24 protein-coding genes are annotated in these 24,758 nt (G+C 66.9%); 14 read left to right on the top strand and 10 right to left on the bottom strand.

Features of this window, described 5'->3' with window-relative positions:
- Positions 1-76 precede the first annotated feature (76 nt).
- From mobF to IEW13_RS08990, 9 genes are all read left to right on the top strand, one after another.
- On the top strand, positions 77-3,601 hold the full coding sequence (gene mobF / locus IEW13_RS09030; RefSeq protein ID WP_229745043.1) for a MobF family relaxase: 3,525 nt from the start codon (positions 77-79) through the stop codon (positions 3,599-3,601).
- Positions 3,602-3,633: 32 nt separating this feature from the next.
- Positions 3,634-4,110, top strand: coding sequence for a hypothetical protein (locus IEW13_RS09025; protein ID WP_188550617.1), 477 nt, complete (start codon positions 3,634-3,636; stop codon positions 4,108-4,110).
- Positions 4,111-4,155: 45 nt separating this feature from the next.
- On the top strand, positions 4,156-4,839 hold the full coding sequence (locus IEW13_RS09020) for a helix-turn-helix domain-containing protein (RefSeq protein ID WP_188550616.1): 684 nt from the start codon (positions 4,156-4,158) through the stop codon (positions 4,837-4,839).
- A gap of 95 nt (positions 4,840-4,934) precedes the next feature.
- Entirely contained in the window at positions 4,935-5,828 is an 894-nt protein-coding gene (locus IEW13_RS09015) for a hypothetical protein (RefSeq protein WP_188550615.1), read from the top strand.
- Between the two features lie 43 nt (positions 5,829-5,871).
- Complete coding sequence (locus tag IEW13_RS09010) at positions 5,872-6,483, top strand: TetR/AcrR family transcriptional regulator (RefSeq protein WP_229745041.1); 612 nt, start codon at positions 5,872-5,874, stop codon at positions 6,481-6,483.
- On the top strand, positions 6,480-7,307 hold the full coding sequence (locus tag IEW13_RS09005) for an NAD(P)H-binding protein (RefSeq protein WP_188550613.1): 828 nt from the start codon (positions 6,480-6,482) through the stop codon (positions 7,305-7,307). Before IEW13_RS09010 ends, IEW13_RS09005 begins: the two co-directional genes overlap by 4 nt.
- Entirely contained in the window at positions 7,304-7,891 is a 588-nt protein-coding gene (locus IEW13_RS09000; protein ID WP_188550612.1) for a hypothetical protein, read from the top strand. The genes IEW13_RS09005 and IEW13_RS09000 overlap by 4 nt, the downstream gene beginning before the upstream one ends.
- Positions 7,888-8,655, top strand: coding sequence for a VOC family protein (locus IEW13_RS08995; protein ID WP_188550611.1), 768 nt, complete (start codon positions 7,888-7,890; stop codon positions 8,653-8,655). The genes IEW13_RS09000 and IEW13_RS08995 overlap by 4 nt, the downstream gene beginning before the upstream one ends.
- Positions 8,656-8,683: 28 nt before the next feature.
- Positions 8,684-9,628: a helix-turn-helix transcriptional regulator gene (locus tag IEW13_RS08990; RefSeq protein WP_229745040.1), complete on the top strand. Its 945-nt coding sequence runs from the start codon at positions 8,684-8,686 to the stop codon at positions 9,626-9,628.
- Between the two features lie 21 nt (positions 9,629-9,649).
- Here the strand turns inward: IEW13_RS08990 and IEW13_RS08985 are convergent, their stop codons facing one another.
- Complete coding sequence (locus tag IEW13_RS08985; RefSeq protein WP_188550610.1) at positions 9,650-10,003, bottom strand: sulfate permease; 354 nt, start codon at positions 10,001-10,003, stop codon at positions 9,650-9,652.
- Positions 10,004-10,073: 70 nt separating this feature from the next.
- Positions 10,074-10,298 carry a hypothetical protein gene (locus IEW13_RS08980; protein ID WP_188550609.1) on the bottom strand — a complete coding sequence of 75 codons (225 nt, stop codon included), beginning with the start codon at positions 10,296-10,298 and terminating at the stop codon, positions 10,074-10,076.
- A 13-nt stretch (positions 10,299-10,311) separates the two neighbouring features.
- Here IEW13_RS08980 and IEW13_RS08975 point away from each other — a divergent pair, with 13 nt between their 5' ends.
- The 4 genes from IEW13_RS08975 to IEW13_RS08960 all read left to right on the top strand — a co-directional run bounded on the left by IEW13_RS08975 (position 10,312) and on the right by IEW13_RS08960 (position 15,582).
- Positions 10,312-10,683, top strand: coding sequence for a TIR domain-containing protein (locus IEW13_RS08975; RefSeq protein WP_188550608.1), 372 nt, complete (start codon positions 10,312-10,314; stop codon positions 10,681-10,683).
- Positions 10,684-10,690: 7 nt separating this feature from the next.
- Positions 10,691-11,683, top strand: coding sequence for a caspase family protein (locus tag IEW13_RS08970; protein WP_188550607.1), 993 nt, complete (start codon positions 10,691-10,693; stop codon positions 11,681-11,683).
- Positions 11,683-11,997, top strand: a complete 315-nt coding sequence (locus IEW13_RS08965; RefSeq protein WP_188550606.1) for a hypothetical protein — start codon at positions 11,683-11,685, stop codon at positions 11,995-11,997. The genes IEW13_RS08970 and IEW13_RS08965 overlap by 1 nt, the downstream gene beginning before the upstream one ends.
- 216 nt (positions 11,998-12,213) lie before the next feature.
- Positions 12,214-15,582: an NACHT domain-containing protein gene (locus IEW13_RS08960; protein ID WP_188550605.1), complete on the top strand. Its 3,369-nt coding sequence runs from the start codon at positions 12,214-12,216 to the stop codon at positions 15,580-15,582.
- A gap of 31 nt (positions 15,583-15,613) precedes the next feature.
- Here the strand turns inward: IEW13_RS08960 and IEW13_RS08955 are convergent, their stop codons facing one another.
- From IEW13_RS08955 to IEW13_RS08920, 8 genes are all read right to left on the bottom strand, one after another.
- Entirely contained in the window at positions 15,614-17,701 is a 2,088-nt protein-coding gene (locus IEW13_RS08955) for a recombinase family protein (protein ID WP_229745039.1), read from the bottom strand.
- A gap of 181 nt (positions 17,702-17,882) precedes the next feature.
- A complete protein-coding gene (locus IEW13_RS08950) occupies positions 17,883-18,110 on the bottom strand; it encodes a hypothetical protein (RefSeq protein ID WP_013601316.1) in 228 nt (75 codons plus the stop codon).
- A 4-nt stretch (positions 18,111-18,114) separates the two neighbouring features.
- Complete coding sequence (locus IEW13_RS08945; protein ID WP_013601315.1) at positions 18,115-18,654, bottom strand: hypothetical protein; 540 nt, start codon at positions 18,652-18,654, stop codon at positions 18,115-18,117.
- Positions 18,655-18,691: 37 nt separating this feature from the next.
- Positions 18,692-19,132, bottom strand: coding sequence for a single-stranded DNA-binding protein (locus IEW13_RS08940; RefSeq protein ID WP_013601314.1), 441 nt, complete (start codon positions 19,130-19,132; stop codon positions 18,692-18,694).
- Positions 19,133-19,212: 80 nt separating this feature from the next.
- Positions 19,213-20,991: a type IV secretory system conjugative DNA transfer family protein gene (locus IEW13_RS08935; RefSeq protein ID WP_041652107.1), complete on the bottom strand. Its 1,779-nt coding sequence runs from the start codon at positions 20,989-20,991 to the stop codon at positions 19,213-19,215.
- The gene (locus IEW13_RS08930; protein WP_188550604.1) at positions 20,988-21,539 is read right to left on the bottom strand and encodes a hypothetical protein; all 552 of its coding nucleotides are present in this window, start codon (positions 21,537-21,539) and stop codon (positions 20,988-20,990) included. Before IEW13_RS08930 ends, IEW13_RS08935 begins: the two co-directional genes overlap by 4 nt.
- Entirely contained in the window at positions 21,536-23,020 is a 1,485-nt protein-coding gene (locus IEW13_RS08925) for a putative type IV secretion/conjugal transfer ATPase (RefSeq protein WP_188550603.1), read from the bottom strand. Before IEW13_RS08925 ends, IEW13_RS08930 begins: the two co-directional genes overlap by 4 nt.
- Positions 23,017-23,847, bottom strand: a complete 831-nt coding sequence (locus IEW13_RS08920) for a hypothetical protein (RefSeq protein ID WP_041652872.1) — start codon at positions 23,845-23,847, stop codon at positions 23,017-23,019. Before IEW13_RS08920 ends, IEW13_RS08925 begins: the two co-directional genes overlap by 4 nt.
- Before the next feature lie 149 nt (positions 23,848-23,996).
- On the opposite strand from IEW13_RS08920, the gene IEW13_RS08915 reads away from it, so the two are divergent.
- Positions 23,997-24,758 (top strand): hypothetical protein, encoded by a 762-nt coding sequence (locus tag IEW13_RS08915; protein WP_013601309.1) that lies wholly within the window; start codon positions 23,997-23,999, stop codon positions 24,756-24,758.

The following is a 24,758-nucleotide window of genomic DNA, read 5'->3' as shown; positions in this document are numbered from 1 at the left end:
GAGATCGTCTCGGAAGGGGCCGGCCGTGGTGATGACGATCCGCGTGATGTCGTCGGGCCGCGGGTACGAATACCTGTTGAGGTCAGTCGCCGCGGGCGACGGCGACCGGGACATGGGCACTCCGCTGACCCGGTACTACACCGAGTCCGGCTGTCCTCCAGGAACGTGGCTTGGCACGGGCCTGTCCAGTCTCGACACCGGCCAGGGTCCAGCGCTCGCGGACGGCGACACGGTGACCGAGGAGCACCTCGCCAGGCTGCTCGGCGAGGGCGTGCATCCGGTGACCGGCAAGAAGCTCGGGTCGCCGTATCCGCGGCTGCTTCCCCCGCGGGAGCGGATTGCGGCGAGGGTTGCGCGGCTGGATGCGTCGCTGACCGGTGCGCAACGGCAGGAAGCCATCGAGCGCATCCGTGAGGAAGAGGTTGCGAAGAAGCCGCGCACCGCGGTTGCAGGCTTCGATCTGACGTTCTCGCCGCCGAAGTCGCTCAGCGTAGTGTGGGGCGTCGCCGACGCCGGGACGCAAGCGCTGCTTGCGCAGGCCCATCACTCTGCGCTGCGCGACACGATGACCATGCTGGAGGAGCGCGTCGCGGCCACCAGGGTCGGGCGCGGTGGGATCGCGCGGATGCCCGTCGCCGGGGTGATCGCCAGCGCGTTCGATCACTACGACTCCCGCGCGGCGGACCCGCAGCTCCACACCCATGTGGTCGTCTCGAATAAGGTCCAGGGCGAAGACGGACGTTGGCGCACTCTGGATTCGCGCACCCTGCACCGCGCCACGGTCGCGATGTCGGCGTCGTACAACGCCTTCCTCACCGATCACACCGCTCGCCTGCTCGGTGTCTCCTGGGCTCCGGTGGACCGCGGGAAGGACCGCAACACTGGCTGGGAGATCGAGGGCGTACCCGCCGAGCTGATCGCAGAGTTCTCCCGCCGCACCACCGGCACCAGCGACGGGGCCGATGGGATCGAGCAGGTCAAGAACCGGCTCATCGCCGAGTACGTCGCCGAGCATGGACGCCAGCCCTCGGCGGCGACGATTGCGCGGCTGCGCCAGCAAGCGACCTTGGAGACGCGGCCGGACAAGGAGTTGCATTCCCTGGCCGAGCTGACCGCCGAGTGGCGCGAGCGCGCAACCGTCGTACTGGGTGAGGACGCGACGACCTGGGCAGGACTTCTCCTGGCGCAGGGCTCGACGGAGGCGCGGTTGCGCGCCGACGACGTGGGCCTGGAACAGGTGCAAGACATCGCGGCCGTGGTGCTGATGGAGGTCGGCAACCGGCGGGCGACATGGACACGGTGGAATCTGCACGCCGAGGCGATGCGCCAGATCATGGGCGTGCGGTTCGCCACGACCGACGACCGTACGGCGGTGCTCGACCAGATCGTCGCCCGCGCCGAGGAAGCATCCCTGCGGCTCACACCCGACTATGACCGCGCGGTGCCCGACCACTACCGGAGCATGGACGGCTCGACTCGCTTCCAGCCCGCCGATCAGGTGGCGTACTCGAGCCAAGACATCCTGGACGCCGAAACCCGGCTCCTTCATCACTCCCAGACCGCGGACGCGCCGCAGCTGTCCGGACGGCTGCTCGCCAGGCACATCTCACGCAAGATCAAGGGCGTCCAGCTCGCGGCGGACCAGGCGGCGGCGATCACCGTGATCGCAGGCTCCGGACTCACCCTCGATCTGCTCGTTGGGCCTGCCGGGGCCGGGAAGACCACGGCGCTGCGCGCCCTGCACCGGGCATGGACGGCCGCGCACGGCAAGGACTCCGTGATCGGTCTGGCCCCGTCCGCGGCCGCCGCCGAAGTTCTCGGAGACTCCCTCGGCGTCCGGGCCGAGAACACGGCTAAGTTCCTCTACGAACACCACCGCGACCGGTGGAACCTCCAGCCCGGGCAGCTCGTGCTCGTCGACGAAGCCTCGCTCGCCGGGACCCTCGCCCTGGACCGCATCACCACCCACGCCGCTGAGGTCGGCGCCAAGGTCCTGCTCATCGGTGACTGGGCGCAGCTCTCGGCGATCGAGACCGGGGGAGCGTTCGGGATGCTCGTGCGCCACCGCCACAAGGTGCCCGAGCTGACCGACGTGCGCCGCTTCGCGAACGAGTGGGAGAAGAGCGCCAGCCTCGGTCTACGCCACGGGAACGCGGGTATCCTGGAGACCTACGACACGCACGGACGACTTCACGACGGCGAACTCGACGCGATGCTCGATGCCGTCTACGACGCTTGGCGGGCAGACCGGGCTGCGGGCCGCTCGACGTTGATGATCGCGGGCAACGGCGACACGGTGGCCGAGCTGAACCAACGCGCCCGCGCCGACTTTATCGAGGCGGGCGTCGTCGAGGCCGACGGCGTGCGGTTGCACGACGGGACGGCCGCTGGCGTTGGGGATCTCGTTGTCACCCGTCGCAACGACCGGCGCCTGAGCACCGGGCGATCGTGGGTGAAGAACGGTGACCGCTGGCAGATCACCTACCGCTACGACGACGGCTCCTGCGCCGTGCGTCGGCTCGGCAAAGGTGACATTCCGCGCGGGAAGGCGCTCGTGCTGCCTGCCGGATACGTGCGCGAGGACTTGGAGCTTGGCTACGCCTCGACGGTTCACCGGGCTCAGGGCTCGACCGTGGACACCGCCCATGCACTCATCGATCCTGAGAAGGCGTCGCGGGAGCTGCTCTACGTCGCCCTCACCCGAGGACGCGAGAGCAATCACGCCTACGTCGTCCAGCCCGACCCGCACGAGGTCGAACCCCACCTCGACCAGCCCGACACCGCGACCGTGACCGAGCAACTGGCACGTGTGCTCGCGCGCAGCGACGCCGAGTTGTCGGCGACCGAGACACTCAAGCTCGAGGCCGACCGTCACGCCTCCTTGTCCACGCTGCTGGACGAGTACGACGTCCTGGCCCGCGAAGCCCAAGTCGACCGGTGGGCGGCACTGCTCGATGTCGCACCGTTCCCCGAGGACGTCGCCGATGACGTGTTCACCAGCCCCTACTACGACCACCTCGAAGGCGCACTCGCCCGCCACGAAGCTGCCGGCCACGACGTCACCGCGATCCTGACCGCCCTGGCCCCGTCCCTCACTCCCGGCGAAGACCCAACCGACCCCGCGGCCCAACTCGCCACGAGTATCGACCAGGCCACGACGCGCTTGCCGGAAGGTCGGAGCACACGGGCGCGACGGGCAGCCGGGCTCATCGCGACTCCCGCCGAACCGATCCCGAACGACATGCGAGCCGCACTCAACGAACGAGCCGCCCTCATCGAGGCCGCCGCCCAACAGGCTCTCCACCATGCGATCAATGCGGGGGAGGACTGGACCGCGCACATTGGGCGTCCCAGCGCGAACCTGCGCGCTCGCAATGCCTGGCTCACCGCCGCCACGACCATCGCCTTGTACCGGCACCGCTACGACATCATCGGGCCGGCGCCGCTGGGCAACCCGAAGGACATCACCAGAGCGCAACAGTCGGACGAGTACCGGGCAGCGTCTGCCGCGCTGCGCCGCGCCCAGTCCGCCGCCGAGCGTTCCGCCCAGCCCATCCCGCGCAGGGACGCGCAGCGGGTCGACCAGAGCCGCCGCCTGTGAACGTCCGGCCAGACGGGCTAGCGTGAAGAAGCATGACGGAGCGCGTCCATGACAGCGGCGACGAGGTGGTCTTCTACGACGACCAACGGACGCTCCTGCGCGTCAGCGGACCCACCCGGCTCCTGGGTGCCGCCTACGGCGGCGTCCACGTCCGCACCGGCGGCAGGCTCATCGTCTCCGGGATCATCAGCCAGCGCCTTGTCGTCGAAGCTGGTGGGGCCTGCTATGCCTCCGGCTACATCCGCGCGATCCCGAAAGTCGCCGAAGGAGGCTTCCTCGACGTGGCCGGACATCTCAACCCCGTCCGCTGGCCAGCGGCCGACATCGAGGGCACCATCCTCATCGCCGTCGGCGCCCGCTACGGCCAGCACGTCGTCACCGCAGACGGCTCTCTTGCCGCCTACGACTCGGACGTCGCGACCCGAGTCAACGACAGCACCCCGCGGTTCCGCTTCGTCCGCAGTGGCCCGATGCCAGTTCTCGCGAACTCGACTGAGACCGACTCCTGACTATGGCCGACGGTAGAATCTTGTCTACGCGGGGAGGTGCGGACAATGGGCAGCTATACAGCTCGGCGTGGCCCCCGCACCGGGGCGTTGCTGTGGCGAGTCGAGGCCGAGCCCGGCGATCTACGCATTCTGCCTGATGGAGTCATGGACCTCATGTGGTCCGAGGGTCGCTTCTTGTTCGCCGGCGCGGACACCACCGCCATGATCTCGTCGTCCGAGACCGGCGGGGTGACGTGGGGGTTGAGGCTGCCACCGGGCGCCGCGCATGTTCTGATGGGCATTCCCGCACACGAGCTGACCGATCAGCGGTTCGATCTGAGTGAGCTGATCACGGTGCCGAACATGGTGACGGAGAGCGCCCACGCTGATCCCGCGGCGGCGCTGGAGCGCCTTCTTGTCACGCGTTGGGAGAAGGCCGCGCCCGAAGCGTCTGCGCTTCGACTCGCCGAGTCGTTGGACAAGACCGCAAGGGCGGGCCTCAGCGTGACGGACATGGCATACCGTCACGGTCTCTCGGAACGCACCCTGCGTCGCGTCAGCGACAAGCTGTTCGGGTACGGCCCGAAGACGCTCACCGCGATCCACCGTTTTCAGTACGCTCTCCACCTGGCCCGATCGGGCACCCCGCTCGCCGAGGCCGCCACGATGGCCGGATATGTCGATCAATCCCACCTGAACCGCGACGCCCAACGTCTGGCCGGAACCACTCCCGGCGCGCTCGCCGCATAAGGACCGCTGCAAGCGACCACCGTGTTTGGCAGCATCCTCAGGGCTGACCGATTCGTCCAAGACCACAGCGCATCCCCCGTGACACCGTGGGAAGCATGAGTTACGACATCGGGCGAGCGGCATCGTTCCTGGCAGCCCACGGACGCGTACTGGATCGACGACGCTTTGCCCTGCTCACCGGAGGGACGACCGCGACCGATCGTGCCGCGGTGCTGGCTGCGGTCGACGGCTACCGCAACGGTGACGGCGGCTACAGCTGGGGCATCGAGCCCGATCTTCGCGCGCCCGAGAGCCAACCAGCCGGTGCCCTTCACGCGCTGGAGGCGATCGGTGACGCTGGTGCGGAGACGACATCGGCGACGACCCAACTGTTCGACTGGCTCGACTCCGTGACTCTTCCCGACGGCGGCCTCCCGTTCGCACTGCCGATCGCCAACCCCGCGGCCTGCGCTCCCTTCTGGGTCGAGTCCGACCCGGAGGAGTCGTCGTTGCAGATCACTGCCGGCGTCGCCGCCCAGGCTCATCGCCTCGCCCGCGACACTCAGAAAGCGCGCGAGCATCCCTGGCTGGCACGGGTCACCCGCTACTGCTTCGACGCGATTGACCAGATGGACGAGAAGCCTTTCGCCTACGTCCTGTCGTTCGCCCTTCAGCTCCTTGATGCGGCCGCTGACAGCCACCCCGAAGCCCACGAATTCCTGCAGCGCCTTGGCAAATACGTGCCTGCTGACGGTGCGATCCCGGTCGAAGGAGGGGCCGCAGGTGAGACGCTCCATCTCCTCGATTTCGCGCCCGAGCCGGGACGTCCGGTCCGCAGCCTTGTCGACGAGGCCGCAGTCGTCGCTGACCTGGATCGTCTGGAGAACGGGCAGCAGAGCGATGGTGGGTGGATCGTGGACTTCACCAGCTACTCCGAGGCCGCAGCCCTCGAATGGCGCGGCTATGCCACCGTCTCGGCGGTGGCGATCCTCCGAGCCAACGGCCGATAGCAGGACCGCTCATGCTCATACCGTATGGTGATACGGTATGAGCATGAGCGAGAATAGGTTGACGCGGACGCGGCGTGCTGGCGGGACCAGACGAGCACAGGTGCTGGAGCAGGTCGTGGAGGTGTTGTCCGAGCGTGGGTATGCCGCGACCCGGTTCGCCGACGTGTCGCAGGCGTCGGGTGTCGCGGTGTCGACATTGCAGGGCTACTTCGGGTCCCGTGAGGACATGCTCATCGAGGCACTTCAAGGTGCGACCTCGGGCGAGGTCGAGGCCTTGGCCGAGCTGGCCGCAGGGTTCGAGGACCCGTGGCAGCAGTTGGTCGCGCTGGTCGACCGCGGCTTGTCCACGCCGGTGCCGACGTGGCGGATGCTGATGGAGTTCTGGACCGCCGCCGCTCACGATGCCGAGCTGCGCGCCCACGCCGCCGCGTTGGCCGAACAGTACCGACAACCGTTCTTAGACGCGATGGAGCGTGGGGTGGAGTCTGGCTCGTTCTCTCCCCGGTTCGCGGTCACCGCGATCGTGGACGTGGTGGTCGCGACAATGGACGGCCTGCTCTACCCCCTCGTGCTAGGGCACCGAGCCTCGGCCGATCTGGACTACCGCGATGTGGTGCTCGCCCAGCTCGCCTTCGTCCTCGGGACCAACCCATGACGGCCCTGGTCACCGCCTCCAGCGGGAAAGTCGGCCGCGAAGCGCTGGCACAGCTTCAATCTCGGGACGTCGACGTGCGGGCAGCGTCCCGCCGCAGCGCCATCCCGCTGGACTGGAGCGACCCAGCAACGTGGCCGGCGGCACTGGAGGGCGTGGACCGGGTCTTCCTGATCGTCCCCGGAGGCGACGACGGCCACCGCTCGGTCACCGGGCTGGGGACAGCGGTGGTCGAGTTCCTCGACCTCGCCCAGCGCCGAGGTGCCGAGCGCGTGGTGCTGATGACCGCCCTGGGCATGGAATACGCTCCGGCCGATGTCGAGCAGCGCGCCGTTGAACTGCACCTGCAACGCAGTGACCTGGCCTGGACGATCCTGCGGCCGAACTGGTTCTTCCAGAACCTGACCGACGGCCCCTTGCGCGCCCTCGCCGACGCACACGACGGCTTGCTGCGCCTGCCGACCAGCGATGCCGCGGTCAGCTTCATCGACACCCGCGACATCGCCGCCGTCGCCGTCGAAGCCCTCCTCGGCGATCACGACGGCCGCGAGTACGCACTGACCGGACCACAGAGCCTGACCTTCACCGACCTCGCCGCCGCCTGTCGAGACTCCACGATTCCGATCGAGCAGTATCAGCCGGTCTCGGAGGAGGAGTTTCGCCGCGCAGCGCTCGACCTGGGGTGGCACCCCGACTACGTCAACACCCTCACCAGCCTGTTCGCGACGATCGACGCCGGCCATGCCGCGCCCGTGCTTCCCGACACCGCCGAGGTTCTGGGTCGCGCACCACGACCGGTCACCGAGTTCGTCAGGGCAGCCCGATGATCCTCACCAACCGGATCGCCCACGATGTCGCCACCGGGAAGGTCGCTATCGCTTATCGCCGCTGGACGACGCCTCGCGTGACACCCGGATCGACGTTCCGCACCGTGGCCGGCATCGTGCGCATCGAGGCGATCGACCGAGCCGACCCCGAACAGCTCGACGCCACTGCCGCGCGGGACGCCGGCTACGCCACCCTCGAGGAGCTGCTCACCACCTTCCGCGGGGACGACAGCATCCCGCTGTGGCGGATCGCTGTGGCGTGGGTCGGCTCCGATGCCCGAGAAGCGCTCGCGGAGAACGCAGTGCTCTCGCCCTCCGATATCGCCGACATCGACGCCCTGCTGGACCGCCTCGACGCCCGCACCCCGTGGGCACGCACCACGCTGAACCGGATCGCAGGCCAGCCGGGCATCACCGCCGGGCAGCTCGTCGATGGACTGCCGCTCGGCAAGGACTCCCTCAAACGCCGCATCCGCACCCTCAAAGAGCACGGCCTGACCCGCAGCCTGCCCACCGGCTACGAACTCTCCGCCCGCGGCCGGGCCTACCTGTCAGCTACCAGTCCCGAAAGGCCCGCCCCATGACCGAGACCACCGCCGGTGTCCCGAACCTCATCGACCTCCAAACCCCCGACTCCGATGCAGCCGCCCAGTTCTACGTCGAACTGTTCGGCAGGCGCATCGAGGACAAGGCGCCGGCCGGCTACCGCTACTCTCGCACGCTCGACGGCGCCGTGATCGCGGGGCTCCGCCAAACAGACGGCGACCAGCCCGCAGCGTGGACGGTCTACCTGACCACGAACGACATCGCCCGCGCCACGAGGCACACAGCCGAAAGCGATGCCCGCATTCTGTACGGTCCCGTAGACGTCCCCGGCCAGGGAGAAGTCGCACTCATCGCTGATCCCACGGGCGCGATCACCGGCCTCTGGCAGCCGCGACCGGGCTGGCGCTTCGCCAGTCACACCCCCGGCGCGTTCGCGTGGGCCGAGCTTCTGACCCCTAGAGGCAGCGTCGCCGACGACTTCTACGCTCGGCTCGTCGGACTCGGCTCGACACAGATCGGAAACGCAGACACCTACGACTACGCAGTCTGGACGCCGACCGGACATCAGGCACCCGTGGCCGGACGCCACCAGATCGTTGCCCACGACGGTGGTCCGGCGCACTGGCGCGTCTACTTCACCGTCGACCCAGCCATCGGCACCGACCAAGTCCTGACGAACGCGCTACGGCTCGGAGCGACCCTCGTCGCCGAACCCAGCGACATCCCAGCCGGACGCGTCGCCGTGCTGGCCGACCCCGCTGGAGCACAGTTCGCTCTGCTGACACCGGCACCGCGAACCTAACCGGCACACGTGCAAGTAGCCCGAGCGTGTGTCGTCGATCGAGGAAACCGCAACCGGTGATAGTCGCGCGTCCTTCGCCCCGATCCTCGCCCGCACGCGCTCGATTCATCGACCCATCGCACCCGTCGCCTACGACTGCGTGAAGCTCATCTTCGTGCGGCACGGCTCGGCGATCCTTCTCAGCGAGTTCGGCGAGAAACCCGTCACTGTCGGCGACGTCGTGGCGCTCGGCGCGAGCACTCTGTGCGGAAGCGAGCCCGAAGGCTCCATCACCGTCACCACTCTCTACCTGGACCGCGACTACGTGATCGACCAGGTGTTCTGGCAGCACGCCGCGTTGCTGGCCGACCGATGGGATGCTCAGGACTTCGCCGACGAGCTGTACTCCGAACCGGCGCAGATACTCCGGCTCGGCGAAGACCGCGCCGGGATGCTCATGCCCTGGCTCGACGAGCTGGTCGCGCTCAGCCTCGACGGGCCGTCGCCGGAGCGGTTCTACCGGACGCAGGCATTACTCTTCGCGGTGCTCGACGTGGTGACCCCGTTCGTGCGCACCACCGCCTCGCGCCGGTCTCCGTCTCAACGGAAGTCCACCCGGCCCGGCCTCCCGCGTCACCGCGGCTTCGCCCCGCTGCGTGCCGAAGTGCGTCAAATCGTCGAGATGCTCCGCGGTGCGCCTGGTGAACGGTGGACCCTCGACCGCCTCGCCGACACTGTGCACCTGTCACCGGCACAGCTGAGCCGGGTCTTCGTCGACGCCTACGGCAAGACACCGCTGGCGTACTTGACGATGCTTCGAGCCGAGCAGATGGCTCGGTTGCTCCGGGAAACCGAGGTGACCGTCGAGCAAGCAGCCCACGAGGTCGGGTGGTTGAGTCGTAACCATGCAACTCGCCTGTTCCGCCAGTGCGTGGGCGTGAGTCCCGGCCGTTATCGCAAGCTCAGCCGGGAGCCTCGCCGAGCTGTTGCATGACCTCCCGTCCTGTCGCACGGTTCAGTTGGCGCGAGCGCCAGCTGCGATCGTGTGGCGTTCGATCTGTCGATCACGGGACTCCGTAGCCCTTGCACGGACGAGAAGGAACAGGCTGACCGGTCCTATGACGATGAACTTCATCGCGTTCCACACCAGGAGCAGAGCCATCAAGTGCAGCCATGCTGGCGCACCGTTGGCAATGAGGGTCGTAACGATGCTCGCGCCATACAGGTAGGGAAGGGCGAGCAGCATCGCCGGGACGCCCCAACGCAGCCCTCGTCGTGTGCGGATCGCGTCCAGGACGATGTTGGTGGGCATGTAGCGGCGTAGGAAGCAGCGAGTGTGGACGCTGGCGGTCCAGATCAAGCGGAACATGACGACAGTCCTCTCCGAGTCTCCGGCGACAAGGAGTCGAAGGACTGTCCAGCCGAGGCCGTCCGGTCGGTCACCACATCCGGTGGTGGCGTAGCAGGTAGAGGCCGCCACTTCCCAGATTACGTTGGTTCAGCGGGTGACGGAAGGCCTGGGCGGAGGAGAGGCGGGTCGCCAGTTGCTGGTGCATGTCGGCCCACGCCCCGACTTGGCCCCGCATCGCAGGGTTGACGGCGGTAGACTGGAAACGTGTGAGCAGCGTCACGATGCCCGAGTCGCTGAGTAGAACCTGATCCATCAAAGGAGATGCGATGTCGGACGTGAAAACAGTGTTCGTGGCGTTCGCGATCGAGGACGAGCGCCAGCGAGACTTCCTCAAGGGGCAGTCATTGAGCCCGCGGGCGCCCTACGAGTTCATCGACATGTCGGTGAAGGAGCCTTACGACAGCGGCTGGAAGGACAGGGTTCGCACCCGCATCCGCCGCTCACACGGCGTGATCGTCCTCGTCAGCGAGAACTCTCTGACTTCAACCGGACAGGAGTGGGAGATCCAATGCGCGACCGAGGAGGACAAGCCCGTCCTCGGTATCTGGGCCTACAAGTCTGACAGGACGGCGATCGCGGGCATCCGCACAGTGGAGTGGACCGACGCCAACATCAGCAGCTTCATCGATTCGCTATGAGGCGGACATGCGCAAGGCGCTGATCGTCGGTATAGATCACTACGACCACATCGGTTCTCTGAGCGGCTGTGTCAACGATGCCCACTCAGTTCGTGCCGCGCTCGAACGCCATGCCGACGGCACGCTCAACTTTACGACTCCTCAGCTCCTCACAGGTACTGGAGCCGGTCAGCCGGTGATCAAGAAGGACCTCAAGGATGCCGTCCGTGAGGTTTTCGCCGACGACGCCGAGATCGCACTGTTCTACTTCGCAGGGCATGGGTACGTCGAAGACACCGGAGGGTTCCTCTGCGCCAGCGACTCAGCAGATGGCGATGATGGACTCGCTCTTCATGAGGTCATGACGATGGCCAACACTTCGCCAGCACGCAACAAGGTCATCATCCTCGACAGCTGTCACAGCGGCGCCGCCGGTAACGACGCCATCACCAGATCGATGGCCGAACTCAACGACGGCGTCACCATCCTCACGGCGTCGACTGAGAACCAGTACGCGCTGGAAGTTCCCGGAGGTGGCGCGGGCGTCTTCACCAACCTATTCGTCGACGCACTCAACGGCGCGGCAGCCAACCTCGTCGGTGATGTGACACCCGGAAGCGTTTACGCGCACATCGACCAGTCGCTCGGCCCCTGGGCTCAGCGCCCCGTCTTCAAGACCAACGTCAAGACTTTCGTGTCCCTTCGCAAAGCGGAGGCTCCTATCCCCCTTGCATCGCTCCAGGCGCTTACCACTCACTTTCCATCTGCCGACTACGACTTCCCACTTGACCCTTCATACGAGCCCGAACGCTTCACCGAACAGCTCAAAGACCCCACGATCCCTCCCCCTGACCCAGAACACACCGCTGTGTTCAAGGTCTTGCAGGCCTACGTTCGCGTCAACCTCGTTCGCCCCGTTGATGCGCCACACATGTGGCATGCCGCGATGCAGCGCAAGTCGTGTGAGTTGACTGTCCTCGGTCAGCACTACTGGAATCTCGTCAACGAGAACCTGATCTGATGACTAGCATCAACGACGCGCTTCAAAAGCCGGAACTCCTCGAAGAACTCGCGTCGATCGAGCACGAACGATGGGCCCACTGGCAGTTGTACCTGCACAAGAAGTGTGAACCACTCCCGGACGGGTCACTGCGTATCCCGGCCGACCTCGTCGATCAATGGACTCGACAAGCCACGACCCGCTACGAGGACCTGACAGAGGACGAGAAGGACAGCGATCGCGAGCAGGTTCAGCGGTATCTGCCGACCCTCATGAAGGCACTCGGGCAGTCCGACCCAGGTTCACACGGCGCAAGGCGCAGTGAGGGGACGTGAGTGTCCGCAACTCGTCGGACACGGGCTCCAGGCGCTCCGCCGGGGCAGCCGTCCCTACTTCTGCGACGGGGGTCGATTCGGGCAAAGTCATGGACCTCGGCATGCGGCGTGTAGTTCCTCAAGCCTGTCGGAGTCGTCGGGTTCAATTGAAGAACACAACAGAGGTTTCCCGACCGCACCAGCGAGACGATCGGGTTGGAGTCTAGGAGGCAGCCCGTGCCCGAGAGTCGACATCGCTACCTCTACGAGCGTCTCGGGGACCAGGACTTCCAGCAGCTCGTCAGCGCTCTGCTTGCGAACCAGTTTCCCGACTACATCCCGATGGCCCTGCGTCAGGCCGACGGCGGCCGAGACGGCTTGCGCAAGGTCGACGTCTCGAAGGTGCTCGTCTATCAGGTCAAGTGGTCGCTCAGTGGCAAGGAGAAGGACCCGGTCTCCTGGCTCGACCAGGTGGTAAAGAACGAGGAAGCCAGTCTGCGCCGCCTGGCTGCACAGGGGGTCCGCCACTACACGTTGGTCACCAACGTGGGGAGCACGGCCAAGGAGGACTCGGGCACGTTCGACCGACTGGACAAGAAGCTCCAGGGGTACGCGAAGGACTTCGGTTACGAACAGATGACCTGCATCTGGCGCGAGGCGCTCAACCCGTGGGTCGACAACGCCCCGACCGAGACCAAGTGGGCCTACGCCGAGATGCTCGCGGGGTGGGACCTTGTCCGATACCTCGTCGCCGAGCATGTCGGTGAGGGCAAGGACAAGGCGCATCGTGACCTCATCCGCAAGGTCGCCGCCGCCCAATGGGAGGACGACAAACGGGTCAAGTTCAGCCAGTCCGATGTGGACCGAGAGAAGGTCGTGGACCTGTTCGTCGACGTCACCGCCGACCGCGTACACACCGTGGCCAGCAAGCATCTGCAAGCACAATCACCGACCACTTTGGGCGGTGCCGCCGCCTACCTACTGCGCGCATCGGCGCCCTTCACCCTCGTCCGTGGCGCGCCAGGACAGGGCAAGTCGACACTCAGCCAATACCTCTGCCAGACCCACCGCGGGTCATTCATCCCCGAAAGCGACAGACCTGACTCACTAACCGAGCTGGAGCGGCCGCGGTTCCCCGTCAGACTCGACCTGAGCGACTACGCGCTCTGGCTCGGCGGCAACGACGTGTGGGACCACTCCGAGGACCGCAAGCAACGCAAGGCCAAAGCGCGCAAGGGTGAACAGGCAACGATCGAGTGCTTCCTCGCCGACCTGCTGACGCACGAGAGCGGCGGTATCCCCGCTGGCGCGAAGACGGTCCAGGACATCTTCGAGCGCGTCCCCAGCCTCGTCGTGCTCGACGGACTCGACGAAGTCGGCAGCGCCACCATCCGAGGCAGGATCGTCAAAGAGATCGACAAGTTCGTCGGTCGCGGGAAGGCGTACACCGACCCACCGAGAGTGGTCGTCACCACGCGCCCCAGCGCCGGCGAGTTGCCCGAGCCCTCACCCGACCTGTTTGAGGTCGTGACCCTCAACCAGCTCACCGTCGAGCAGCGTGACGCCTACCTGCGCAAGTGGTGCACGGTCCGCGGGATCAGAGGCAAGGACGGTCGCGCCCTGCGGAAGAGCTTCAAGGAGAAGAGCCGCGAGCCCTACATCAACGAACTCGCCGGCAATCCGATGCAGCTGACGATCCTGCTCGACCTACTTCACCAGCAAGGAGCAGCCACCCCCACGCAACGCACTGATCTCTACGACAAGTACGTCGAGCTTCTCCTGGCTCGCGAGGCGAACAAGCACCCCAGGGCCGTGAAGGACCACAAGGAAGAGCTGCTCGAGATCATCCCGTTCCTCGGCTGGTACCTCCACGCCCACACCGAGGAATCGCAGATCAACGGCCGCATGAGCGTGGACGAACTCAAGGAAGCCATGCGGCACTTCCAGCGCACCTACGGCAACCGTGAATCGATCGTCGACCAGCTCTTCGAGGGCGCCAGCGACCGTCTGTGGGCGCTGACCAGCAAAGTCGACGGCACCTACGAGTTCGAAGTCCTGTCCCTACGAGAGTACTTCGCCGCACGGTTCCTCTATCACAACGCGGGCGAGGACAACTCGGCCTTCGACAGCACGGCCGTGCTGCGCGAACTCTTGCGCCGGCCGTACTGGCTCAACACCGCTAGGTTCTACGGAGGCAACGCAAAGGGCAATGGCATCTACCCCCTGACCGCCGGGATCGAAGAGGAGCTGGCCCACAGCACCTCGCCCGCCTCCTACCTCGCCGCGTGGGCACTGCTCACCGACGGTGTCTTCCTGCGCCGCCCCCGCGAGGCACGCAAGATCCTCACCGCACTCTGCTCGGACGCCGGAATCACAATTCTGCTATCCGCGCTCGACCGCCGCGACATCATCGCTCTGCCCGAGTTGCCCGACCTCCCTGACCAGGACGGAGCCGATCCCACCTGGGTCCGCCTCACCACTCTGATCAGCAAGGACCCGGCGGACAGCGACAACAAGCGGCGAGTTCGCGCTCTGCGCGAGTTGCTGAACCAACGCAGCCAATTCAGCGCATGGTGGTACGGGCAGCTCGCCGCAGCCATCGGCACACCGCAGCAAAACGCATGGCTCAGACTCGGTGCCGAGTGCGAGGCCGGCGCGGGTGTCACCGCATCGTTCGAGGACATCGACCTGTCCGAAGGCGCCGCCGAGCTCTTCCTCAGCACGGGCCTCATCCCTACGCCAGGAAGCTCACTCGAAGCAGCGCTTCTTGACGCAGTCTTGGACGGTGAATGCCCTTGCGTGACATCAACCCGGTCCATGCCCGCACAAGTCGCAGCGGCCTTGTCGCCGAGCGACTTCCTCACCAGTTCCAAGACCGGATTCGTCGGCAGTGATGAGAAGTCGAAACGTCGCCGAAGCGAGGCGATCAACCAGCTCAGACGAGCAGGTTCGCCGTACACCCAGATCGCCAAGCAACGAGCATTCAAGGCCGGGCAGAAAGGCAGCACGTTCCCCTGGGCGGACACCGCTGCCGCACTACACGAACACACTGGACGGTGCTGGCTTGCGTCCGAGATCGCGATCATCGGCGCTGCATCTCCCTTCCCGCCCGCCTACACGAAGAAGCCCGGCTCAGCGGCCTTCGGAAGCGCCAGCCATCCCTCCGAACTTCTCGCTCAAGCTCGGGCCAACAGCGGCAACGCTCAGTGGTGGCGCGAACAGCTCGATGTCCTCGACGATGACCTGGCCGAGGCGGAGTGGTCACTCGCCCTGTGGTGCACCGCCTCCAGCTCAGTCATCACTGAGCTGTTGCCGACGCTGGAGTCCGTGTTCGGTCAACTCCCATCACCACGTCGAAGCACAGTCCTGCGGGCCGCCGAACAGATCGCCCGTTACGGATGGCTGAACAAGCGAGCCATCACAGCCGTCACCGACGTCCCGGAACTAGCCGCTCTGAACCAACTTCGCACCTCAGCGCCGCCGGCAACAGGGCGAGACGATGGAGCAACCGCATCACGCGACAGCTCAGCGTCGGCGCCCTCTCTGCTCAGCGTCGCCCGAGCAGGGAAGTGGCTCAAAGTCGACGCGAAACCCGCATATCGATAGCCGTAGGCCTGGGTGCTCGGACCCGATGGCCTCACCGCGGTCGGCCGTGCGAGTCGCGCATGACGACGCCCTCGGCGAGAAGATGGTTTCGGACGGTGCCAGCGGAGTACCCCAGCCGTGTGCCGACACGCTCCAGAGACTCGCCTTCTGCATACCGGCGCGCCATCTCGTTCACCTCCGCAGCCGACGGCGTGATACTGCGTAACCGGACCCCGCGCTCACGTAGCAGCGAGGCCAGCCGCTGACGGCTCACGCCAATGTCTTTCGCGATCTGTCGCAGCGTCTCGTTTTTCCCGTATCGCGCCTCAGCCAAGACGAGGGCATCATCGCTGACCGTCGCCTGCTGGCGAGTTCGAGGCACCGCCCGAGACCTGCGAGGACCAGGCCGAACACGGATCGTGCGGTGGACCACGGCCATGTGAACCAGGGGCGGGGCAAGTTTCGATAGTGCTCCCGTTAGGTCCACCCCACGCACAAGGCTCGAACCCTTGCCAACGGAAACGTTGGTTGAGGTTCGGGTCTTGTTGGTGTCTGCGGCCCAGGTCAGGGCGTTGGCGTTGACCTGTGGATCGAGGAGCATCTCGAAGGGCCGGTTGTGCTCGACGCGCAGCTCGTTGTCCTCGTCGATGTAGACCTTCGTGAAGAACGCCTGGTTGCACAGCCGCCGGTTGGTGTCGTCGCAGCGGGCGTAGATGTCAGCGCAGTTGGCGAGCAGGCCGAGCGCGTCGTCGAGGTGGGCGCGAGCGTCGGCGTAGTCACCGAAGTGGGCGTCGATACGGCGGGTCACCTGGTCGAGTTCGGCGACGATGCGGTCTTGCTCGCGCTTGAGCACGGAGAGCGGGATCGCGTCGGCGTAGTGCGCCTGCATGAGGCGGTCCTGCTCGCCTTCGAGCCGGTCGCGGTTGGCGGTGAGGCGTTCCAGTTCCTCGGTTTCGGCGGCCATGAGCCGGTCGAACTCGTGGTGGAGCATCCCCGCGAGCGCGTCCTGCTGAGCCGGCGTGATCTGGACGCGCGTGTAGTAGTCCTCGACGAGCTTCGCGACGTCCTCGATGAGCATCGCCTGGCGCGTGCAGTCGGTGCGCTTGGAATGCCGACCGGAGCACACGAAGTAGCAGTAGACGTTGCCGTGGCGGTTCTTCGCGTTGGAGACGATGAGCCGGGACCCGCACTGGCCGCAGTGGATGGTGCCTTTGAGGTAGTGGCCGTGGACTTGGGTTGCCTCGACGGCGCACTGGTGCGCGGTGAGCACGGACTGGACCTGGTACCAGACCTCGGCGGGCACGAGCGCCGGGTGGTTGCCCTTGTAGCGGGTGCCTCGGTAGACGACATCGCCTTTGTAGTACGGGTTGGTCAGGAGCCGGTGGATGGTGGACACGGCCAGCGGCTTCGCCGGCCGCTTCGGGGTGGGCAGACTGCGCAGCCCGCGCGAGGTGAGTTCGTCATGGAGCTGGCTGACGCTCCAGTTGCCCGAGGCGTAGGCCTTGAACGCCCACTCGATCATCGGTGCCCGTTCAGGATCGAGCTCGATGGTGCGGACTTCGCGGCCGAGTTCGTCGCGCTTGCGGACATTCAGATAGCCGATGGGCGCTCGTCCGTTCGTGCCGCCGCCGATGGCCTTTTGGGTCATGCCCTTGGCGACCTCGGTGGCGAGGTTGCGGGAGTAGAACTCGGCGATGGTGGACATGATGCCGTGCAGGAGCATCCCCGAGGGGGTCTCGTCGATGTTCTCGGACGCGGACACGAGCATGACCCCGCACTGTTGGAGTGCGAGGTGGATGCTCACGTCGTCGGCGCGGTTCCTGGCGAGCCGGTCGACCTTGTGAACGATGCAGTACGCGACCTTGTTGGTCTTGACGTACTGGATCATCCGCATCAGTTCGGGCCGGTCGGACGACTTGGCTGAGGCTCCCGCGTCGACGAACTCCTCGACGATGCCGGCGCCGAGCTGTTCGGCCTTACGCCGGGTCGCTTCGCGCTGGGCGGGGATCGAGAAGCCCTCGTCGGTCCCGCCCTTCTCTGCCTGCTCGCGGGTCGAGACCCGCAGGTACGACACGGCGGCAGCCGCAGTGTTGGGCGGGTCGATGAGGCTGGTAGCCGGATCATCGGCAATGGTGGTCATCGGGGGCTCACTCTCACGCGGTTCGACCCTCGCGCTCCCACTGTTGGTGGGAGGGGTGTTGATCGTGAGAGCAGCCGATGAAGGCTGTAGGGCGGGACCCGATGGTCTCGGTGCGTGTTGCTCGCCGAGCGGCGAGGTTTAGGCCACAACACCCCGCATCGCGAGGCTTGCAAGGTTCATTCTACCGGGCGGCTTCGGAGGCGGCCAGGCCATCCGTCGCCGCCCGGTAGGTGTCGGGCACCCGCACGGCCTCGCGGGCCGCGCGGCTCTCGCCGGTCTCCTGCAACGTCAGCCGGATGAGAACCTCGGCGAGCTTGTGCAGGTCGGCGCGTTCGCGGTGGACGGCCCGGACGGAGAACGACCGCTCCTCGTAGGGGCGACGGTCGGTCTTCTTGGCATAGCGGCTCATCGGTCTACGGAGTCTCGTCGCCGGCCAGGTTGGCGTAGAACTCGTCTTCGGCCTCCTGGCGCTTGCGGACTTGCGCGATGACGAACTCGACGAACTCGATGTCCCGGTCAGCGAAGGTGAAGTCCTGGATCGTGGGCGCTGGGTCCTCACCGGGCCAAGCAGCTTGCCGGGTCGGGCGGTCGCGGTCTCCACGAGTCCCGCAGGCGGTGACCCAATGGCGAAGACGCTCTCGTGCGTCGGCGAAGTCGCGGTGCCAGCCGAGCGGCGCGGATGCGTTCTGCTCGGGGTCGTAAGCCGCAAGCCAATGCAGGTGCAGCGCAGACAGCTCCCAGACCATCTCCGGGTGGTGATGCCAGTACGGCGGCACCACCGCGACCGTGAGGCCGTAGGTGCGTCGCAGCCAGTCAACCCACCGGTTCAGCGCGAGCCATTCCTGCTCCAGCTCGTGCGCCGTCAGCAGGTTCCAGTTCACGGGGTGCGGCGGTTCGGGCATGTCCGCGTTGGTGACGCGGGGCGGCCCGTCGAAGACGTCCGGCTCATCCATCTCATGCTGATCGTTCATGGTGCTGTGGCTCCCGAACTCACATGCTGACCGGGGCGTGCGTCGCAGTCGCTGCTCGCTGCGTCGGGTCGTACGCCGCTGCGTCCCGGCCGACTCCATTGCGCGGCGTCCGGTCCACCTCGTAGCGGGTCCGCGCGGTGTCGTGGCCGATCTTCTTGGCGACGAACTCTTCGCCCTCGATCGCCTGACCGTTGCGCTCGTAGTTGACCGGCCGCGTGTAGCCCTCGGCGACGAAGTTGTCGCCCTGGGCGAAGCTCGCGTGCGCGTGCTCAGCGGAACGCCCGAACATCACCAGGTGGTGATAGGTCGTCTCGGTCTGCGTGAACGAACCATCGTCCTCGCGGCGGAAGTGCTCCTTGCCGATACGGGCGAAGAACCTAGCGTCTCCCTTGGCCGTCTCAGTGAGCAACGGCTCCGAAGCGATGAAGCCCGACAACGATTCCTGGGTGTGAATGGCCATGATGGCCTCCTCCTGAACTCGGGCGACCAACTGCGTGTGGTCGCTCTGTCAGGCAAGTGCGCTGGCCCTTCCAAGCGTCGTCAGGACGCGGGGCGGTGGCGCAGCAATGCTTCGAGTTCGTTGCGGTCGCTGCGGAGCTGCGCGGCGTCGGGCCGGGTCGGCCAGGCGCGCAGATCGGTGACGATGGGCGGTGCGGAGCGCAGCATCGTGATGCCGGTGCCGAACGGCAGGGTGCGGATGCGGTCTGGCGGCAGAATCGGCACACGGCGGACCGAACGCTGGTTGGAGCGGGTGCCGTGGTCGCCAAGGGTCACGCTGTCGGTGTACTCGTCACGCTCACCGATGAGGGTGGAGAGGTCTTGGAGATCGCGGCTGTTGGATGCGCCGCCGAGGATGATCTTGACGATGCTGGCGTCCCAGATCGCGCCGGCCTGGTGTTCACTCCACCTGTCGCGTGCTTGGGCGAGGGACTGCAAGACCGGCATGGTCGTGATTCCGGTGCCGCCGCCTTCGGCCATGAGCGTCGGCAGGGATGGCAGCGGTGCGAGGTTCCCGATCTCATCGAGCGCGAGCAATAGCGGCGGGTCGAGCCGTGCTCCGGGTGAGCGGGCGGCAAGCCTGCGGGCGGTTTCGATGAGGTCTTCGACGAATGCCGCGACCAGCGATGCGGAGGCTCCTGCTCCCGCCCCGGTGGCGAGTAGGTAGAGGGTGCCTTGTTCGGTGAGGAAGGTCTCGGGGTCGAAGTGCTCGTGCGGGCCGGGCGTGACGGCATCGAGCACGCGCGGGTCGGCGAGGGCGGCGAGTGCGAGGGAGACGCCTTGCCAGATGCTGTCGCGGGTCTTGGGGTCGGCGTCGATCATCGCACCAAGGGAGTCGTCCCAACCCATCGCCGCGTTCGGGTGGGAGTTGAGGATGGCGACGGCCTCGGTCGCTGCGCTGGGGTCGAGGGTCCACCTGAACAGCTCGGCCGGTGGGCGGCCGTCGAGTGCGGCGGCGTGCAGCAGGCTCTGGAGTGCGGTGCGGGTCTTTCCCTCCCAGAACCCACCCGACTCGACGCCTCCGGCGCTGAGGCCGGTGGCGGCGGCGAGTCCGTTGGCGCGGATCATCGCGGTGAGCGGATCGTCGCAGCCGCGAATGGGTGACCAGCGGAGTCCGGCGGGGATGCCTTCGGCGAGGTGTTGGGGGTCGAACACGGCGACCGGCCCGCCTTTGCGGCGTCGAGCGCGAAGGGTCGCGGTGAGGTTGTCGGGCCTCGTGCTGGTGGTGACGACCGCACCGGGGGCGTCAAGGATCGCGTTGATGACGACGTGCAATCCCTTGCCGGAGCGGGGCGGGCCGATCAGCAGGATCGAGTCCTCGACCGATGCCCAGACTTTCGTGCCACGACTGGCCCCCAGGAGGTAGCCGACATCCTGCGGTGCCGGCGACTCCAAGGAGGGCCGCAGCGTGGCCGCACGGTGAAGCAGTGCCTTCGCGGATGCTGCGGTCTTGACTTCATGGCTGGTCGCGATCCCCGCGAGTCGGTGCGGGTCGGTCTCGGTCTTCCGCGTGTGTCGACGCAGCACGATCCAGACCCAGACGATCCCGGCTGCGAGTCCGCCGAGCAGTGTCGTGCTGACGAGCCAGTAGACGAGCGGGTTGAGTCCGTCGGCACCGAGCGCGGTCGCGGGGTCGCCGGGGTTGAACAGCACGGCGAGCCCCGCCGCTGCGCCGGCGTCGGGCTGGGGCGTGCTGGTGAGGAGCGCGGCGACGCTGCCGGCCGCGCGGAGGACGAGAGCGATCCCGAACATGCCGATCAGGCCGATGAGGGCGGCGTTGGTGAGTTCGTCGCCCATGCTCCCGGCTTGCCGCTGGTTCATGTCAGCCGCCGCACCGCGAGGGTGCCGGAGATGCGCCCAAGGAGGATCACCTCGGGCGCGCTTGCGTCGGGCAGGTCGTCGAGGTCGATGAGTGCGTGGGCCTCGCCGGTTCCGGTGGCGTCGGTGTGGGAGACGATCGTCGCGACGGCGACATCCTCGCCGGGTACGAACCCCTCGGCGGTGAGCTCAGCCAGGCGCGGCACTCGTCGGGCGTGGCGACTCCGACGAGTCTCTGGCACAGGGGTCTCGGGCGGGGCCACGGCGCGTCGGGTCTTGCGTGTGCGGAGGATATCGGTGAAGACACTTCCATCGGTCTCGCGAACTTCGACCCGGACGGCGACGGTGCGGTCCTTGGTGATGGCGTCCATGAGCGGCCCGAACGTCGCTCGCGTCCACGCGCCCGCGTCCGGTGACGGAAGTGGTGTTCCATCGACCGTCGCGGCGAGGCTTCCGTCGTCGGCGACGGTGACGAGGACGTGCGGCAGCTCGACGGGAGCCGTGGCATCGTCGTCGGTCGTGGTGGATCGGCGCGGGCCCGTGAGGTTCATCGGTGACCTCCCGCGGCGCGGCTGCTGGTGTCGAACAGGGCGAGTTCGTCGGGGTGGAGCTGGTGCTGGCAGACGAAGCTCCTCGCCTTGATCCGCCACAGGCCTTGGCCGACGCCGAGGTTCGGCAAGAGTTGCTGCTCAGTGCCGGTCAGACCGAGGGCGGTCGCGGTCGGTCCGAGCTGGTCGGATTCCTGCCGGTACACGATCCGCGTCTCCGCGTTCGCGAGCAGCGAGTTGGCCAGGGAGCGCATGGCGGAGCCTTGGTCGCCCACGTTGTCGAGGTCGGTGAGCTTGTGGAAGATCAGCATGTTCGCGATCCCGTAGTGCCTGGCGAGTCGCCAGTGCGCATCCATCCGCCGCAACAGCGCCGGGTGGGACATGAGCCGCCATGCCTCGTCGTAGATCACCCACCGCTGCCCACCGTTCGGGTCGAGCAGTGCGGATTCCATCCACGCTGACGAGCACGTCATCAGGACTGAGATGAGGGTCGAGTTCTCGGTGACCCGCGAGAGGTCGAGGGAGATCATCGGCAATGACGGATCAAACGCGACCGTGGAGGGGCCGTCGAACAGCCCGGCCAGGTCGCCTGCGACGAGGCGGCGTAGCGCGTGGCCGACGAGCCTGCCGTCCTCGGCCAGCCTGCCGTCGGCATCCTTGCTGGGGGCGAGGATGTGATCGACGACCATCGGCAGGATCGGCACGTCGTTCTCCCACACGGTCTGGGTCAGGGCGATGTCGATCGCGGTGTGCTCCAACGGCGACAAGCCTCGCGCGAGCACGGTCTCCGCGAGCGCGCCGATCAGGTCACGACGCCGCGCCGCGACGGTCGAGGCCCACTGCGCGTCCGACAGTCCGCTGGGCCGGTGACCTTCGTCGAGCGGGTTCAGGCGAGTGTTGAGCCCGTGCCCGAGGACGATGGCGCGTCCGCCGACGGCGTTCGCGACGGCGGTGTGTTCGCCTTTCGGGTCGCCGGGCACGTACACGCGCCGCCCGAACGGCAGCGACCGCGTGTAGAGCGACTTGGCTAGCGAGGACTTGCCTGAGCCGACGATCCCGGCCAGCACCACGTTCGGCGCGGTGATGATCCCGCGCGCGTAGAGCACCCACGGGTCGTAGACGAAACTCCCGCCCGAGTACAGGTCTTGGCCGACGAACACACCATCGGCACCGAGCCCACCCTCGGCGACGAACGGATACGCACCCGCCAGCGTCGCCGACGTGTCCTGATGCCGCGTCAGATGGAACCGACCCGGAGTGCGCAGCCTCGCGGCACCCGGTTCGCCAGACTTCGGCAGGTAGACCGTGGCGCGCCGCTCGGCACGCTCCTCCTCGGCCTTCGCCTTCGCCGCGGCGAGCGCGGCCCGACGCTGCTCGGCGTGGAGCCGGGCCTCTGCCTTGCGGCGCTGCTTCCGGAGCTTCCGCCGCTCCTTCGACGGCGCTACCAGAACTGCGGTGTGCAGCCGCGCGCGATCCTCGGTCACAGCACCAGCCCTCGCGCCTGCTTGACAGCCGTGATCTTGGCCGGCTCGAACCACGACCCATCCCGCTTCGCCGTCGGCACATCGGCCCGCTCCGTGGCACCCGGCGACGAGTACGACACCAGCAACTCCGGCCCAGCCTGCACCGGAGGGGTTCCGACTGGTTCGGCGTCCTGGGGCTCTGCTTCCGGTTCGGTGTAGCGGCGCAGGAGCGAGACGTAGCCGACGTGCGGGTTGACGACCAGCGCGTAGTCGCCCGAGAGCGCCACCTGGTCGTTGGTGCCCTCGCCGGGCTCGTCGTAGACGTACCCGTTCTCCAGCGCGGCCTGCGTGGTCTCGTCGCCGTAGTCCCACTGCGCGAGGAAGTCCACCGCATCGACATGCCCCAGCTCGCCGAGGATGCGCAACGGCCGGTCCGCCTCCTCGCCCTGAAGGAACACCACACTGACCCACCGAGACGGCGCGGCCTCCTCGACGGCGGGCTCAGGGTGCCAGGCGATCCGCCCGGCGGCGATGAACCCTTCCGCGAGCCGGTCATACGCCCGGTCGACGAGGTTCGCCGCCTGACGCAGTTCCTCCGCAGCAGCGAGGGCGTCACGCACTCCTGCCTCGTGGCTTCCGGCGTCATTGAAGGCGTGCGCGACCTTGCGCTCGTGAACATCGGCGATCTGATCGAGTGCCTGCCGCAGCGAGCGCATCCCCGAGGACAGATCACCGATCACCCCGTACATCTCGGCGGGCTGATCGAACCCCCGGCTCGGGTGCGCGAGTCCGCGCAAGGCTTCGGATGCCTCCGCTGCATCCGCGGTCGAATCGAAGAACGTGGGCATGGTGGCCTCCATCGGTAGGTCATGTCACCCACGAGGTGCGCCCCCGTGCACCCGCAGATCATTTGAGGCATTCAGCAGCAAGGGGCTTCTCATTCCTCCAGCCCACCGCGCTCGACGCCGGTAAACTTCGACCACCGAGGAGGTGAGGCATGAACGACGACGAAGAGCTGCGTTGGGTGCGGCGTCGCGAGGGAACCCACCGTTCCGAGTCGCGGGCGACCCGTGGGTATGAACGGGACCTGCTCCGTGACGACGACACCAAGAACCTGCTCGGTCCTACTGAGTCTCGCCCAGCCGACATCGACGAGATCGTGCGGTCGCGCGGACCCTTGGTACCAGCGCGCCCTTCGCCCGGTCAGGAGTTCCGGTACCAAGTCGGCGACGCAATCATGGAGGCGTTAGCGCCCTACATTGAACGTGGAGTTGATGTTGCGGTGGACGCCGCGGTCCTCGGTGTCTCAAGACTGTGGAAGTGGGCCACAACTCGACCGCCACGGCAGACGTTCTCTGTCGAAGTCGGCAAGGTAGATGAGGTTCCTACTGCGTACCTTGAAGGTCCGCTCGCCGAGCATAATGAGCCACCGTCGGAAGAGCTGGCGCGCAGCCCACAGAGCATGACGGCGGAGCAGTACCAGGCGATTCTTCTTTCAGCGTTGCTGGCGGACCAATACGCAGCTCGCGCGCGATCAATGCTCGCCAATGTCCGCATCGACGACGAGGTGCTTCCAAGCGAGTTGGAAGACGCGGTCCGCGCCGCTCTGGACGGACCGACGATTGACGATGCGACGCTCGTGCGCGTCGTTGAGCTGCTGCGCGAGAGCATGACCCCTGACGGCGAGTATGTTCTCGTTCGTCCGCGGCAGGTCGACGCTCCAAGGTCAATCGCCGACCGCACGAGGGACAGCGCGTAG

The sequence above is a fragment of the Sediminivirga luteola genome, from assembly GCF_014639315.1.
Taxonomy (GTDB): Bacteria; Actinomycetota; Actinomycetes; order Actinomycetales; family Brevibacteriaceae; genus Sediminivirga; species Sediminivirga luteola.
The sequence above is the reverse complement of the archived record's forward strand: the minus strand, read 5'-3'. Positions and strand labels throughout refer to the sequence as shown.